This is a genomic window from Nocardia sp. CA-151230, from assembly GCF_050942175.1.
Lineage (GTDB): Bacteria > Actinomycetota > Actinomycetes > Mycobacteriales > Mycobacteriaceae > Nocardia.
On record NZ_CP192061.1, the window covers coordinates 7,129,939 to 7,145,637 of the forward strand.

9 protein-coding genes and 1 pseudogene are annotated in these 15,699 nt (G+C 67.6%); 6 read left to right on the forward strand and 4 right to left on the reverse strand.

The window, feature by feature from the left end; translation table 11 throughout:
* Positions 1-207 precede the first annotated feature (207 nt).
* The 4 genes from ACQP1O_RS33580 to ACQP1O_RS33595 all read left to right on the forward strand — a co-directional run bounded on the left by ACQP1O_RS33580 (position 208) and on the right by ACQP1O_RS33595 (position 6,659).
* Entirely contained in the window at positions 208-570 is a 363-nt protein-coding gene (locus ACQP1O_RS33580; RefSeq protein WP_433562375.1) for a hypothetical protein, read from the forward strand.
* Between the two features lie 112 nt (positions 571-682).
* On the forward strand, positions 683-4,171 hold the full coding sequence (locus ACQP1O_RS33585; protein ID WP_433562376.1) for an AfsR/SARP family transcriptional regulator: 3,489 nt from the start codon (positions 683-685) through the stop codon (positions 4,169-4,171).
* Positions 4,172-4,206: 35 nt separating this feature from the next.
* On the forward strand, positions 4,207-4,587 hold the full coding sequence (locus ACQP1O_RS33590) for a nuclear transport factor 2 family protein (protein ID WP_433562377.1): 381 nt from the start codon (positions 4,207-4,209) through the stop codon (positions 4,585-4,587).
* A gap of 2 nt (positions 4,588-4,589) precedes the next feature.
* Positions 4,590-6,659 carry an MMPL family transporter gene (locus ACQP1O_RS33595; protein WP_433562378.1) on the forward strand — a complete coding sequence of 690 codons (2,070 nt, stop codon included), beginning with the start codon at positions 4,590-4,592 and terminating at the stop codon, positions 6,657-6,659.
* Positions 6,660-7,206: 547 nt separating this feature from the next.
* Here the strand turns inward: ACQP1O_RS33595 and ACQP1O_RS33600 are convergent.
* Positions 7,207-7,698, reverse strand: a pseudogene (locus tag ACQP1O_RS33600) (transposase family protein); the annotation flags it as partial.
* A gap of 226 nt (positions 7,699-7,924) precedes the next feature.
* Between ACQP1O_RS33600 and ACQP1O_RS33605 the strand changes: the two are divergent.
* A complete protein-coding gene (locus ACQP1O_RS33605; RefSeq protein WP_433562379.1) occupies positions 7,925-9,376 on the forward strand; it encodes a DUF222 domain-containing protein in 1,452 nt (483 codons plus the stop codon).
* A gap of 1,285 nt (positions 9,377-10,661) precedes the next feature.
* On the forward strand, positions 10,662-12,113 hold the full coding sequence (locus tag ACQP1O_RS33610) for a DUF1254 domain-containing protein (RefSeq protein WP_433562380.1): 1,452 nt from the start codon (positions 10,662-10,664) through the stop codon (positions 12,111-12,113).
* A gap of 101 nt (positions 12,114-12,214) precedes the next feature.
* On the opposite strand, the gene ACQP1O_RS33615 is transcribed toward ACQP1O_RS33610, so the two are convergent.
* From ACQP1O_RS33615 to ACQP1O_RS33625, 3 genes are read right to left on the reverse strand one after another with little or no spacing between them, the layout of a single operon-like run.
* Positions 12,215-13,327, reverse strand: coding sequence for a zinc-binding dehydrogenase (locus tag ACQP1O_RS33615; protein WP_433562381.1), 1,113 nt, complete (start codon positions 13,325-13,327; stop codon positions 12,215-12,217).
* The gene (locus tag ACQP1O_RS33620; protein WP_433562382.1) at positions 13,327-14,451 is read right to left on the reverse strand and encodes an acyl-CoA dehydrogenase family protein; all 1,125 of its coding nucleotides are present in this window, start codon (positions 14,449-14,451) and stop codon (positions 13,327-13,329) included. Before ACQP1O_RS33620 ends, ACQP1O_RS33615 begins: the two co-directional genes overlap by 1 nt.
* A 9-nt stretch (positions 14,452-14,460) precedes the next feature.
* Positions 14,461-15,627, reverse strand: coding sequence for an acyl-CoA dehydrogenase family protein (locus ACQP1O_RS33625; protein ID WP_433562383.1), 1,167 nt, complete (start codon positions 15,625-15,627; stop codon positions 14,461-14,463).
* Positions 15,628-15,699 lie beyond the last annotated feature (72 nt).

Below are 15,699 nucleotides of genomic sequence, written 5' to 3' on the forward strand. Positions count from 1 at the left end.
CGCCACTACCGCATCCGCGGAGCAACCCGAGCCATAACGCCGGAATTCCGCCGACACCTGGCCGATTCGGCCTACCAGAGACTGCGGAGTACTCGCAAACTACCTGCGGGTACAGCGAAAGACTCAGTAGTGCAAGATCTTTCGACGTATCCTGGGCATTCCCCGCGCAACGCCGGAGATCTCGAGCATGGACAGGGGGTAGATCCAATGGCGGACAACACCGTCGGTACGGCATACGCCGTTGTCGTCACCGCGGTCGCCGATCCGATGCAGGTGGAGGGCCTGGAATGGGATCGTGCGGTGGAATACCTGCCCAGTATCGATTCGAGCACCATGAAGACGTGGGTGCGCGCTCAGGAGACGGGCCCCGATCCCCGTCGCGGTGTGGTCATCCCGGGCCCGCAGCGCCGGGTCGGCCAACGACATCCCTACCGCGAGGTCTGTGTGCCCTCCGCGGAATATCAGCTCTTCAGCGCGGCGGTCCGCACCAGTCGCCGCCGGGCCCTGGCCACCGCCTGCACCGAGGACGACTCGCGTCAGCGAGCGCGCGTGCTGTACACGGTGCACTGACACCGTAGATACGGAGCACTGGCGGAAACCGTCGTCCGGCACGGTGCCCGGGCCGCTCGGGGGGTCGAGCGGAATTCGGGAGGCCGGTGCGGCGACGTGCCAGACTCGCGGTGTGCGCATCTCGATTCTGGGTCCGCTCGAGGCGACGGCCGGCGATCGGCCGGTGCCGGTCACCGGAACGCGGCTGCGCGGACTACTGATTCGCCTCGCCCTGGACGCCGGGCACACGGTGAGCGTGGGCGCGCTGGTGGAGGCGGTCTGGCCGGAGCGCACCCCGAAGCGGCCCGGACACGCACTGCAGGAACTGGTTTCCCGGCTGCGCCGTGCCCTGCCGGATGAGGCGGCGATCAGGTCGGGCGCCGGCGGATACCGGTTGGAGGTCGCGGAGGCGGCCCTGGACGCCAACCGCTTCGAGCGGCTGGCGCGCGGCGGCCTGCTGAGCCTGCGACGCGGCGACCTCGAACACGCGATCCACCAACTGCGCGAGGGACTCTCGCTGTGGCGCGGTCCCGCGCTGGTGGACGTCACCGATCTTCCCTTCGCCGCGGCGGCCGCCGCCCGGCTCGAGGAACTCCGCATCACCGCCGAGGAATCGGCCGTCGCCGCCGAATTGGACCTTCGCCCAGGCGATCCCCTGCTGATCACCGAACTGGAGCGGCTCATCGCCACCGCTCCCCTCCGGGAACGCCTGCGCCTGGCTCACATTCGCGCCCTCCACGACGCGGGCCGCACCGCCGAGGCCCTGACCGCCTTCGAGCACTACCGCAGTCTGCTGGCCACCGAACTCGGTATCGACCCCGGCCCGGAGGTCGCCGAGCTGCACCTCGAACTGCTCCGTGGTGAACTCCCGCGCAACCCGGCTTCCACTATTGAACCGGCACCCGCCCCGGCCGGGCGACAGCCAGGTTCCCCGGCGAACCCGGTGACCACACAGCCGGATTCGTGGACGGGCCCGGCCGGCGAGCGAACCCAGTCCGGACTGCGTGCGCGAGCCGAAGAGGGTGCGGGCGGGCCGCGGCGGTTGCGGGTGCCGTTGACGAGCTTCGTCGGGCGGGAGCGGGAGCTGGCCGAGGTGGGGGCGCGGGTGGGGCGGGCGCGGCTGGTGACGTTGGTGGGGCCGGGCGGGGCGGGAAAGACCCGGCTGGCGATGGCCGTTGCCGCGGAATTGGGCGAGCGGTTCCCAGGCGGGGTGGGGGTGGCGGAGCTGGCTGCGGTCGCCGATGTTTCGGATGTGCCACAGGCGGTGGCGACGAGCCTGGGAGTGGTGATGTCGCGCGGGCCCGACGCGTCGGGGGCGGATCCGGTGGGACTGCTGGCGGATGCGTTGCCGACCGCGCCGACGCTGCTGGTGCTCGACAATTGTGAGCATCTCGTCGACGGCGTGGCGGAGCTCGCCGCGGAACTGCTCGGCCGCGTACCCGAGCTGCGGATCCTCGCGACGAGCCGCCAATCACTGGGGATCACCGGGGAAACACTGTGGGAGACCGCGCCGCTGGCGGTTCCGCCGCCACACGCACCCGATGCCGAGAGCTACCCGGCCGTGCGGCTCTTCCTGGACCGTGCCGCGGCGGTGCGCTCCGACCTCGTGGCGTCCGGCCCGGACATCGAGACGGTCGCGGAGATCTGCCGCCGGCTCGACGGCCTGCCCTTGGCGCTGGAGTTGGCCGCCGCCAAGGTGCGCGGCATCCCGCTGTCCACGCTGCGCGCCCGGCTGAACGACAGATTCGCCGTGCTGGCGGGCGGCAACCGCGCGGCGCTCCCCCGGCATCGGACGCTGCGAGCCGTATTGGATTGGGACTGGGAGCTTCTCGGTGAGGCCGAACGCACCGCCCTCGCACGCCTGACGGTATTCACCGCGCCGTTCACTCCGCCCGCGGCCGAGTCGCTGGGCGTGGCCGCCGCCGAGCTGGAGGCCCTCTTGGACAGGTCGCTGGTGCAGCTGCTCGACGAGGGCCCCGATCCGGCGGATCCCGGCGCACCGCAGCCGCGCTACCGAATCCTCGAGTCGGTCCGTGAGTACGGCCTCGAAAAGCTCACGGCCCGTGGCGAGCTCGACGCCACCCGGGCAGCCCACACCGCCTATCACCTGGCACTGGCGGAGCGGGCACAACCGCGTCTGCGTGGCGGTGATCAGCTCCCCTGGCTGCGCCTGCTCGATACCGAGCGCGACAATCTGGTTGCGGCTCTGCGCTTCTCGCACGACCGCGGCGACGCCCACACGGCCGCGCGCCTGGGTTCCGCACTCGGCATGTACTGGGCCCTCCACGGCGCGCACGCCGATGCCGTCCACCTGCTTCGCCCGATCCTGCACCTGTCCACGGACCGGCCGTATCCACCGCTCGCAGCCGCGTTCGCCCTGCATTCCATGCTGGCCGCCCAGGCAGCGGAACTCAGCGCCGCCACAGACGACATCCGCCGCTGGATCGGCACAGACCGGTCCGGCCCGGCCATCGATCGCGAAAATACCTTGGAGTATGGCGATTTCGACATTGGATCCGCGGTGTCCGGATTCGACAGCCTGGTCGCACCCGGCAGCACCGTCGAGACCCGGCAGGGAGGAGGCGCTGCACCGGGCAGACACGGAGCCGGGCCAGGAGACAGGGTGGACCCGAGCGGCGATGGATCGGCCGAATTGGCATGGGCACTGGTGGAATTGGCGTCCGAGCGGATCGAGGCCGGGCTCGCGGTGGTGGGGCCTTGGCTGGGGCACGGGGATGCGTGGACGCGGGGGATGTTCTGGCTGGTGCGGTCGTTCCTGAACGCCAATGAGTCCGGGGTGGCCCGGCTGGATGAGGATTTGCGGACCGCAGCCGCGTGTTTCGAGGAGGCCGGGGAGCGGTGGGGGCGATCGATGGCGCTGACGTATCTGGCGTTCGCACGGGCCACGCTCGGGGATTTCGGTGGGGCGACCGACGCCATGTCGGCTGCCCTGGCGGCGGCCGAGGAGTTGGGCAACAGTGTCGCGCTGCGCATCTGGCTGGTCATGATTCGCCTGCACTCGGGCGAGGTGGAGGCGGCGAGCACGGATCTGACCACGGTGCTCGCCGAATCGCTCTCGGCGCGGGACACGGTGATGGCCCGACTCCTGGCGGCGGATATCGCGCGATTCGACGGCGAGGTACGAGAGTCGGCGCGGCAGCTGCGCATCGTGGAGGCCGATCTGAATCGGGTAATGACCGAGGATCGGTCGTTTCGGGCCATGTTCGGGTTGCGCATGGGGTTGTTGCGGGCGGCCGAGGGCTGGGTCGGGGCGGCGGTCGCGCACTGTGCCGACGCGTGGGCGAATGCGGTGGTCATCCGGGACATGCCCATGGCGGCCGAGGTGAGCGTCGGCGTGGCGCGGGCCTGTCTGGCCGCGGGATTGCCCACGGCGGCAGCGGAATCCCTCGGAGCCGGCCATGCCCTGCGCGGCGCACCCGATGCCCGGTATCCCGATATCGTCACGCTCCGAACGGAATTGGCGACAGCACTCGGCGCGGAAGCGTCGGCGGCGTACGAGCGTGGCCGGGCCCTCCCCCGTACCGAAGCCGTGACCGCGATCGAAACGTGCCTGTCGGCGGCACGCGACCGCCTGTCGGACGGCCGTATGAGCGGGATGTGAGCCCGTTGTGAGCGTGCCCCCGCACGGTGGGTCGCATGCGAAACGAATCCGATCTGCACGAGTACCTCACCACCTGTCCCTACGAGATGGCGTTCGGCGCCGACGACCCCGCCACCCTGGTCGACCGCTGGTTCACCCCGGACATCGACTACCGCAACGACGGCATCCACCTGAACCGGCACGCCCTGGTCGCCCACGCCCGCCCCGCACGCAAGAATGCCGAGTCGGTGCGGGTGGAGGTGCACCGCGCCCTGCTGTCGGCTGACGCCATCGCCGCCCACTACACGCTGTACGCCACCCTGCGCACCACGGGCCCGACGGCCACCGAGATCTGCATGGTGGGCCGGCTGGCCGCGGACGGCCGGATCGCGGAGGTCGATCAGCTCACCCGCGCGGTGCCGGTGGAGGGCGAGTAGTCGTGGGGAAGCTACTGCGCCGAATGGCGTGGGCCGCCATAGCTTTCTGGGTGGTGGCCATCGTCGCCACCGGCGGTCCGGCGGGCAAGCTGGGTTCGGCGGACCAGAACGACGCCACCACCTGGCTGCCGAAAAGCGCTGAGTCGACGAAGGTTTCGGAGCTGGCGGGCAAGTTCACCGGGACGGATGTGTACCCGGCGATCGTCGTCTACGACCGGAGTGGCACGGATCTGAGTACGGCGGACCGGGATCGGGTGGGCGTCGATATCGGCCGGTTCGCCGCCCTGCCGAACGTGCACGGTCGGGTCGAGGGTCCGATCGTGTCCGAGGACGGTAAGGCGATCCAGGTCGTGGTCCCGATCACCGTGGGGGTCAAGGGAATCAGCGACACCTTGCCGACGGTGAAGTCGATGCGGGCCATAGCTGCGGATTCAGATATGAGCGTGCACATCACCGGTCCGGCGGGTTATGGAGCCGATTCGGCGGACGCGTTCTCCGGGGTGAATTCCACCCTGCTGTACGTGACCATCGCGATCGTCGTGGCAATCCTGCTGGTCACCTACCGCAGCCCGGTGCTGTGGCTGCTACCGCTGCTCTGTGTCGGTGTCGCCCTTACAGTCGCTCAGGCTCTGATCTATCTGCTGGCCGCGCACGTCGGTCTGACCGTCAACAGCGACACCGAATTCCTGCTCACTGTCCTGGTTTTCGGTGCGGGCACCGATTACGCCCTGCTGCTCACCGCCCGCTACCGGGAGGAACTGCGACGCCAGGAGGACCGCTACGCCGCCATGGCCACCGCCATCCGCCGGGCCGGGCCCGCGATCGCCGCCAGCGCCGTCACGGTGGCGCTGAGTCTCCTCTGCCTGGTCGTCGCGGACCTGAATTCGACCAAGAGTCTCGGGCCGGTGATGGCGACCGGTGTGATCGCCGCCTTCGCGGTACTCACCACCCTGTACCCGGCCCTGCTGGTCTTGTGCGGGCGCTGGATATTCTGGCCCGCCGCACCATGTTTCGGCGATCCGGAGCCGTCCGGCGGTCGCTGGATGCGCACCCTCATCCGGTTGACGGTTGCCCGACCGCGCCGCGTCTGGCAGCTCACCGCCGCGGCCCTCGCGGTGCTGGCCCTGGGCCTGTTCGGCCTGCACGCGGCAGGCCTGAAGCCCCAGGACACCTTCAGGACCCGGCCGGAGGCGGTGGCGGGCGAGCAGATGCTGCTGCGTCACTTCCCGGGTGGATCGGGCGATCCGCTGCAGATAATCGGCCCGGCCGCCGAGGGTGAGCGGCTGCGCGCGCTGGCCGCCGAAGTCCCAGGTGTGGTCGCGGTGTCCGTACCCGCGACCGCCGACGGCCTGGCCTACCTCGAAGCGACCGCGGCAGACGCCACCGACAGCGGTGCCGCCTTCGCAACCGTCGACCGGCTGAGGTCGGCGCTGCACCCGGTGCCAGGCGCCATGGTGGGCGGCGGCAGCGCGGTGGCGCTCGACACGCTGAACTCCTCCCGCCATGACCGCAATCTCGTTGTGCCGCTGGTTCTCGCGGTCGTCTTCCTGATCATGGCAATCCTGCTGAGATCCGTCGTGGCGCCGGCGATGATCCTGGCGACCGTCGTGCTGTCCCTCGCGGCGGCGCTGGGCGTCAGCGCCGTGGCCTTCGACAGGCTCCTCGGCTTCCACGGCGCGGATGCGGCATTCCCCCTGTGGACCTTCGTGTTCCTGGTCAGCCTGGGCATCGACTACTCGATCTTCCTGATGGCCCGGATCCGCGAGGAGAGCACCCGCCACGACACCACCACCGCCACGGTCATCGCCGCCCGCACTACCAGCGGCACGATCACCGCCGCGGGCGTCGTCCTCGCGGGCACTTTCGCAGCACTGCTCACCCTCCCTCTGGTTTTCGCGGCGGAGATCGGCTTCGCCGTAGCCTTCGGCGTCCTCCTGGACACCTTCGTGGTTCGCACAATCCTGGTTCCCGCCCTGGCCATGGATCTGGGCGACCGCCTCTGGTGGCCACGACACCGGGCGAAAACAGCGGATGCCCGGCGAGAACTCGTCTCACCGGGCATCCCCGAGTAAGGACGGGGCAGGTGGCCGACACGATGGCGGCTCATCAAGTCGCTGTCGTGTTGTGGCGCAACCCATTCAACGGTGCGTCTGGCGATCGCTCTCGATGATCACCTTGCCGTGGTAGCCCTGCGGGGCCCAGCGGGTCCATTTGGGCCGGGTCGACGCTCCGGTGTGGCCGAAGTCGGTGATTCGGGAGAGCACCAGGGTGGGGAGGCCGACCCGGTGGGCGATGGAGCCGACCTACGAGCCGGACGCAGAGTTCCGAGAACCACTGCTGTACAGCCGATTCCGGCCAGCTTCCGATCGCCCGGTTCACCACCGGAGATCCGCCGTCGCCGTGCGGGCCGCACACGAGGTACACATAGCCGATGGCTCCTTCGACACCGCACCGGAATAGCGGACGACGGATTTCGCGAGACGAATTCGACGGCCTCGAAAGACGGCGGACACCGATGTCGACGCGGCCCCACGTTATTTCCTGCGGAAGCTTCGCTGCTGCCCCTTCAAAGCCGGCCAACTCTCCAGAGCCATCCATGTCCTACAGGACCGCGAACTCCAGGCCCCCCGCGGCCAGCTCGTGCACGATCCTCCAGATCCAGGCGGCCTTGCTGTCGTGCACGCTGCCCGGCAAGGCCGATGACACCCACACCAGCTCGCCCTCGGGCGTGGCGACTACCTGCACGTTCATGCCGTGTCGGCGATGTTTGCCGGAGTAGAACGGCCGATCTGCGGCCACTCGGTCGATCGGGATCAACGTACCGTCCAGAATCAGATAAGGGTGGCCCGCGGCCCTCGCGTGCCGTAGAGCGGGTCTCAGGGCAGGTGCGCGGCCCGCCAGCAGCTCGACCACTTCCTCCACATAGCGCCACGTGGTGGTGGTCGAGACCGCGAAACCGGTTCCCAGCTCGGCAAATTTTTCGCCTTTGCGCAGGTGGACCAGCACGAGCAGCGCTTGACGTCCCGGATTCAGCTGACGTTGTCGCGATCCGATCGCCCGGCGATGCCGGTAGATCACACCGGCCACGTAGTCGAGGGTCAGGCGTGACAACGGAAGCGCGGCACGCTAGAACAAGATGCTGAATCCTGTGGGAGACAGTCATTTTGGTCTACAACTAATTCACCAGGGGCTTCACCCATGTCCGCGACGACACGCCGTACCAATCCCCAGCGCCTCAACATGTCTCATGCCGAGGATGAAAATGGCTCGTTGAAATACGTTGCAATAAAGGACAATTCGCGTTCCTTCGAGTTGTTGATCGCGGTAGAATTAGCACATGGATTCGAAGGGGGTGACACTCAACGCATGCGGTATCGCCGAATTGGCGGCCGCTGTCGAAACCCTGTCGGCTTCTGTCCTGCACGGCAGCCTGAACCGGTTCTCCGACGCTGATGTCGTGGAATTGATGCAGCGCCTGGAAACCTGCAAACGCCAACTGTCCGCGCTGGATTCACGCCTGATCATCGAAGCCTGTAATCGTTCGCTGCCCGCATCGAGTGGGGCCAAGGATGTGGTGCCGTTCCTGCGGCAGACGTTGGGATTGTCGAGGTACGACGCGTCGGTGCGGGTGAAGATCACCCGCCAGTGCGGAGAATTCTTCGAACCCACCGGACACCTGCGCCCGGCCGCATTGGAGAAGACCGCTGAAGCCTATGAAACAGGCGACATCTCGCGTGATCACGTCCGCAACATCATCGACGTCATGAACCACCTGCCCACCGACATCCCCACCGAGACCCGCGCCGAAGCCGAGGACATCCTGGTCGGCCACTCCCGTATCGGGTGGCCCGATGACCTGCCCAAGATCGGCCGCGACATCCTCGCTCGCGTCGACCCCGACGGCAAGGTCGTCTCCGACGCCGACCGTCGTCGTCGCCGCGGCTTGATCCTGGGTCGTCCCGGGGTGGACGGGATGTCGTGGATCGAGGGCTGGATCACTCCTGAGTTGCGGGCGTTGTTGGATGCGGTGTTCGCCAAGCTCGCACGCCCGGGCATGTGCAACATCGACGATGCCGACAGTGTTGCCGCCACGGTCAAGATCGTCGATTCCAAGGTGCTCGAGGCCGCCGCCCGTCGTGACCGTCGCGATGCAGGGCAGCGCGCCCACGACGCACTGTTCGCGCTCCTGCAGCCTGGCGTCGACCCCGCCAAGCTCGGCTCCCACCGGGGTCTGCCGGTGCAGGCGATCTTGACCATGTCCGTCGCGGACCTCGAGCGTGGGGCCGGGGTCGCGACCACCGCCTCCGGCGGCCACGTGAGCATCAACGAGGCGTTGAAGATGGCCGAGGGCACCCGCCCGGTGTTGGCGGTCCTCGACGCGAACGGACTGCCGCTGTACCTGGGTCGCTGCGAGCGCCTGGCCACTCCCGCCCAGCGGTTGGCGTTGATCGCCCGCGACAAGGGCTGCACCCGCCCCGGATGCGACGCACCCGCGAGCATGTGCGCGGTGCACCACATCACCGACTGGGCCACAGGCGGACCCACCGACCTGACCAACCTGACCCTGGCATGCGATCACTGCCACGCGCTGGTGAACGACAGTGCCGAGGGGTGGAGAACCGTTGTCATGGGCAAGGATTCCCCGTATCGGGGGCGGACGGGTTGGATTGCTCCGAAACGTCTTGACCCGACCGGCATTCCTCGGGTGAACGATCGACATCACGTCGGGCAGTGGGTCGCCGCTGCCATCGATTTCAGTTGCCGGAGGTGGGGTTCACGGGCGGCGTGATTCCCGGACCGTTCGTGTGCTGCTGGTGTGCGCAGGGACGGGGAGGTGTGGTTGCGTCGCCTGCCCTGCCGGACTTGGGCTGACGCCGAGTTCGGGAGCCGTCTCCCGCCGATCCCGGCCCACGGACTGCACGCATCACCTTCTACAGACACAACCCACCGCAAACTCCTCACTGATCCCCGAACATCAAACGCCCACAGCAATATTGCCGCCGCCGTGCTCGGCACGGCCATCGCCCCTATAGCCACCATTTGGACCGCAATTACCGCGGCGACCGTGACCGCCCGCAACTACCTCCGGTCCCCGCCGGTTCACTTGTCATTGCCGAATCCAGCACGCCTGCACCGAGTTTCCCGTCAGTGTGATTGTGACCTGCATGTGCCATGGGTATCTCAGTCACCGCCGCGACCGTGGCTGCCTGCGACGACCCCCGCCCGCCGGCTCACCGCTGATCCCCGAACCCCAACGCCCACAGCAATATTCCTGCCGATCGGTACGAGCAGCGCCGCCACGACCACTAATGTGACCGCGACTCCGACCGCAGTCACCACCGCGACCGTGACCGCCCGCAACCACCCCCGGCCCCCACTACCTCACTTGTTATCCCCGAAACCCGAACGCCCGCACCACCCTTCCCGCCAGTGTGACTGCGACCTGCATGTGCCACGGGCATCTCAGCCACCGTTGTGACCATGACACCAGCTACCACCCCCCGCGCCACCGCTGGCTCGCCGGTTATCTCCGATCCCCGAACGCCCACACCGACATTCCTGCCACCGCCCATGCCTCCGCGACCACCGCCGCCACTGCTTCTCCGATCCCAACCGCCACTGCCACCACAACGACGCCGACAACCACCATGTGCCGACCCCAACCCCGCGATCTGAAGGAATACCTCCTGCAGCAACCCCACACGCGGCTTCAAAGGCGAGAGGGCTGGTAGGTGCAGGCGCCGACGTCAGCCCGGCCCCCTCCCTTCTCCAGGCGTCTTTGTCTTTCGTTCTTTGAGTCTCTGGTTCTTCGACGGTTGGTTCCTCGAGTCACATACGGCGAATGCTCGGCGCGGTGGCGGAGTCAGCTCCCCGTGATAGATGATCGCTATCTACTTGCTGACCACTGCCGAGATTCCAGTTCGAGAACGTCAACCGGCAGGGAAGGACTTGAAATGAGGTTGTGTCCTCTAAATTTCACGCTTCGATCCCACCGCTCGCTACTCTCGCTGAGGGTTTGCTGTCACTCAGCCAACTCGCGCTGCGTTCGAAAATAACCCAACCAGGAGGATGCGGTGATCAATAGTTCGAAATACCGGTGGGTCCGGGTGGCCATGGCGACGGGCCTGGTGGCCGCGGTCGCGGTGGGGTCCGCCGCCTGCTCGAAGAAGTCGTCGGATTCGTCATCGCCGACGTCGCCCTCGTCCGCGCCGAGCGCCGATGATCTGGCGATGCAGGCATACGCCTACACCTATCCGCTGGTGTCGGTCGAGGTCACACGGAGGCAGTCGACGAACCTTCCCGCGGCGGATCCAGCGACAGGCAAGGCGCCGATGAATCAGCTTGCACCCCTGCAGTTCCTGCCCGATGCGAAGTTCACCGGCGTGGTGCGCCCCAATGTCGACACCCTCTACACATCGATGTTCTTCGACGTATCCCAGGAACCACTCGTGGTGAGCGTGCCCGACATGGGCGGGCGGTATCACTTGTTCCCGATCCTGGACATGTGGAGCAATGTCGATGCTTCCCCGGGCTCCCGCACGCTGGGGGATGTGCACGGTTACCAGTTCGCGATCGTCGGCCCGAACTTCCATGGCAGCCTGCCCGAGGGCGTGCACGAATACCGTCTCCCCACCAATTCCGGCTGGATGATCGGCCGTATCAAAGTCGACGGCCCCGAGGACGTTCCCGCTGTGATCGGCATTCAGAACCAGATGACGGCGGTTCCGCTCAGTGCCAGCGGCACCGCGTACACACCGCCGCAGAACACCGATCCGCACCCGGACTGGCCCAAGGACCAAGAAGTCGGCCAATACATTCACAACCTGACTCCGCAGCAGTACTGGGATCTGTATTACTCGGCCTTGTCGCACAACGAGACTCGACCGGATGACAAGCCCCTGCTCGACAAGCTGGCGGCGATCGGCTGGACGCCGGACAGGAAACTCGACCTGACCACGGTGTCCGAGGCCGAGCGCACCCGCTGGGAGCAGGCCTGGCCCAAGGCGCTTTCACAGGTCGAAACCCTCCCCGGAAAGAACGAGGTCAACGGCTGGAAGATCACACGCAGCGATATCGGTGATTACGGCACCGATTACGCCGTCCGCGCCATGATCGCCTACGGAGGTCTGGGAGCCAACCTGCCACAGGACGCGATCTATCCGTCCAGTAGCGTCGACGAAAAGAAGATCCAGCTGAATGCGGACAACACCTACGTCCTGCACTTCGCCGCCGACCAGATACCACCGGTCAAGGGATTCTGGTCGCTGACCATGTACAACCAGCGCGGCTACTTCGTCGACAACCCATTGAACCGCTACGCGGTGCGCGGCGAACGCCTGACCAAAGGCTCGGATGGGTCGGTCGACATCTATGTTCAGCGCGAAAACCCGGGCCCGGAAAAGGAATCCAACTGGCTTCCGGCCCCCGAGTCGGGTGACTTCAACCTGATGCTGCGCACCTATTGGCCCGATCAGAAGATCGTCGACGGCAGCTGGAACCCGCCGGCGGTCACCCGCACCAACTGACCTTCGGCGCCGGAACCCGGCGACGGCGAAGGCCCGGCGAGAGGTTGGCTCGCCGGGCCCCGCCGGGGGCTGTCATTCCGTGCGGTGCAGCCACTCTCGGTTCACGAGTGGTCGAACTCGATGATTTGGCGAACGCCTACTCCGTCGGCCAGGAGATCCAAGGCCTCATTGATCTCTTCCAGCCCGATGCGAGAGGTGATCAATTTCTCCACCGGCAGCCGTCCCTGCCGCCACATGTGTTCGTAGCGCGGAATGTCCCGCGCGGGAACCGCGGAGCCCAGATAGCTGCCGACAATGGTGCGAGCCTCGGCGGTGATACTCAACGGCGGCAGGGTCACCGTCGAATTCGGTCCGGGCAGGCCGACGGTGATCGTCGTGCCACCGGGTTCGGTTGCCCTGTAGGCGGTTTCGAACGCGGACGGATGCCCGGCGCACTCCACCACGTACCGCACCCGGATCCCCTCGTCGGCGATCTGCTCGGGCGTATACGTCTCGGTGGCCCCGAGCTCCTTGGCCATGGCGCGCTTGGCCGCCATCCGGTCAACCGCGATAATCCGCTCCACGCCAACGGCTTTCGCCGTCAGCAGCGCCGCCATTCCGACTCCGCCGAGCCCGACCACCATGAGGCTGTCCTCCGGTCGCGGGTCGGCGACGTTCAGCACGGCTCCGCCGCCGGTCAGCACCGCGCACCCGAATAGTGCCGCGATCTCCGGTGGCACCGAGTTGCCGACCGGCACCAGGGAGGCCCGGTCCACCACGGCGTGTGTGGCGAAGCCGGAGACGCCCAGGTGATGACGTACCCGGTCGCCGCCGCGCGACAGGTGCCCGGCATGGTGCAGCAGTTCACCGGCGGTATTGGCGCGGGTGCCCGCGGTGCAGGGCAGCTGCCCGTCCCGCGCGCACGCGTCGCACTCTTCGCAGCGCGGCAGGAAGGACATCACCACTCGCTGTCCGATGAGCAGATCGGCGACCCGCTCGCCGACCGCCAGCACGGTGCCCGCGGCCTCGTGGCCGAGCAGCATGGGTAGCGGGCGTGGCCGATTGCCGTCCACCACACTCAGATCCGAGTGGCACAGCCCGGCTGCCTCGATGGCGACCAGCACCTCGGTGGGTCCGGGATCGCCGAGTTCGAGGTCGCACACGCTGATCGGCCGGGAGTCGGCGTAGGGCCGCTCGCGTCCGATCTCCTCCAGGACCGCGCCGCGAATGCGCATCAGATTTCGACCATCTGGTAGTCGGCCACGTACCCGCCCAGGTAGCGCAGGTGGTCGGTGGAGTCACCGAGGGTGTGCTCGATGGCGGTGAGCCGGGCGGTGTAGTGGCCGACGGGGTATTCGTCGGTCATGCCGATGCCGCCGTGCATCTGGATGGCCTCCTGCCCGATGTGCCGGGCGGAGCGCCCGATCCGCAGTTTGGCGCGGGAGGCGACGACCGGATCGACGATGCCGTCGGCCAGCGACATGGACGCGTACATGCTCATGCCGCGGGCCAGCTCCAGCGACACGTACATGTCGGCGGCGCGCTGGGTCAGTGTCTGGAAGGTGCGCAACGGCACCCCGAACTGCTTGCGCGTCTTCAGGTATTCCGCGGTGAGCCGCAGGGACTCCTCCATCGCGCCGATGGCCTCGGCGCACAGCGCGGCCTGCGCCCCGGCCAGCGCGGCCTGAATGGCGGCGGCGGCATCGACCGGCTCGCCGAGCGGTTGGGCCACCGCGCCGTCGAAGACGATGTCCGCGCCGCGCAGCCCGTCGTGGGTGGCGTAGGGGGTGCGCCGGACGCCCGGATCGGCGGGATCGACGAGGAACAGCCCGATGCCGTTGTCGAGCGCCGCGCTCACGATCAGCAGATCGGCGCAATCACCGTGGGAGACCGGGTGTTTGCGGCCGGTGATACGCCAGCCGTCCGGCTGCCGTACCGCCTGGGTGGCGGTCTCGGTAGCGGGCCAGCGCAGACCCGGCTCGCCGTGCGCGAAGGCGAGCTTGAGTTCCCCCTCGGCAATGCGCGGCAGCAGGTCCTTGCGCTGTGCGTCGGCGCCGACGGCGGAGACCAGCCCGCCCGGCAGCAGTGCGCAGTCCAGCACGGGTTCGGGGGCCAGGGCGCGGCCGATCTCGGTCATGACCAGCATGGCCTCGATGGGCCCGGCGCCCATGCCGCCGTCCTCCTCGGCGAAAGTCAGTCCGAGCAGGCCGATTTCGGCGAAGGTGGCCCAGATGTCGGCATCCCAGCCGAGTTCGGTGCCGACGATGTCGTTGCGGCGCTCGGGGGTGTAGCCGCGGGACAGCACGTCACGCACGGTGTCGCGCAGCATGTCCTGTTCGGGGGTGAGATCGAAATCCATGGTGCTGCCTCACAGTCCGAGGATCGTCGAGGCGATGATGCCGCGCTGCACCTCGTTGGATCCTCCGTAGATCGATGTCTTGCGGTAGTTCAGGTAGGTGGCGGTGCTGCGACGGGCCCAGTCCGGGTCCGACTCGTCCTCGCGCGCAACGGAATCCGGTCCGGCGATGTCGACCAGCAGTTCGGTGACGGCCTGCTGGAGTTCGGTGCCGCGCAGTTTGAGAATCGAGGAGACCGGGTTGGGCTTGCCGTCGGCCGAGCCCGCGGCCACCCGCAGCTGCACCAGTTCCAGTGCCAGCAGCTCGTTTTCGAGTTCGGCGAGGCGGGTCGCGAAGAGCTGATCGTCGAGCAGGGTCTTCTCGCCCAGGCGAGTCTGCTTGGCATGCTCCTTGGCCAGCCACAGTTTCACCTTGGTCTGGCCGACCGCGGCGATGCCGGTGCGCTCGTTGCCGAGCAGGAACTTGGCGTAGGTCCAGCCCTGGTTCTCCTCGCCGACAAGCTGATTCGCGGGTACCCGGACGTTCTCCAGGAACACCTCGTTGACCTCGTGGCTGCCGTCGATGAGCTTGATCGGCCGCACGGTCACGCCGGGGGTGTCGAGCGGGAACAGCAGCATGGAGATGCCGGCCTGCTTCTTGGGCGCGTCCGGGTTGGTGCGCGCCAGGCAGAACATCCAGTCGGCGGACTGGGCGGCGGTGGTCCAGGTCTTCTGCCCGTTGATCACGTAGCTGTCGCCGTCGCGGACCGCGACGGTGCGCAGCGAGGCCAGGTCCGAGCCCGCCTCGGGCTCGGAAAAGCCCTGGCACCACCAGATGTCGAGGTTGGCCGTGGGCGGCAGGAAGCGCTCCTTGAGCTCCTGGGAGCCGAAGTGCGCGATGACCGGGCCGATCATATTGGCATTGAAGGTGAGCGGTTCGGGCACCGAGGCCAGCTGCATCTCGTCGTGCCAGATATGGCGCTGGATGGGCGTCCAGTCCTTGCCGCCCCATTCCACCGGCCAGTTCGGGGTGGCCAGCCCGTGCGCGTTGAGGATGCGCTGGGTGGTGACGATGTCGTCCTTGCTCAGTTCCTGCCCGTGCCGCTGCCGGTTGCGGATGTCGGCCGGAATCTCGCTCCGATAGAACGCGCGCAGCTCGTCGCGGAAGGCGAGCTCGTCGTCGGTGAGCGCTAGTTGCATGCGTTGACCTCCAGTTTCATGGCTACCCACGCCATCGCCGGATATGATACACAGAGACATCAGTGTCTCAAA

Excerpts from the sequence above, each read along its gene's own strand:
- ACQP1O_RS33580 (WP_433562375.1), top strand. The coding sequence starts at position 208 with ATGGCGGACAACACCGTCGGTACGGCATACGCCGTTGTCGTCACCGCG.
- ACQP1O_RS33590 (WP_433562377.1), top strand. The coding sequence starts at position 4,207 with ATGCGAAACGAATCCGATCTGCACGAGTACCTCACCACCTGTCCCTAC.
- ACQP1O_RS33605 (WP_433562379.1), top strand. The coding sequence starts at position 7,925 with ATGGATTCGAAGGGGGTGACACTCAACGCATGCGGTATCGCCGAATTG.
- ACQP1O_RS33615 (WP_433562381.1), bottom strand. The coding sequence starts at position 13,327 with ATGCGCATTCGCGGCGCGGTCCTGGAGGAGATCGGACGCGAGCGGCCC.
- ACQP1O_RS33620 (WP_433562382.1), bottom strand. The coding sequence starts at position 14,451 with ATGGATTTCGATCTCACCCCCGAACAGGACATGCTGCGCGACACCGTG.
- ACQP1O_RS33625 (WP_433562383.1), bottom strand. The coding sequence starts at position 15,627 with ATGCAACTAGCGCTCACCGACGACGAGCTCGCCTTCCGCGACGAGCTG.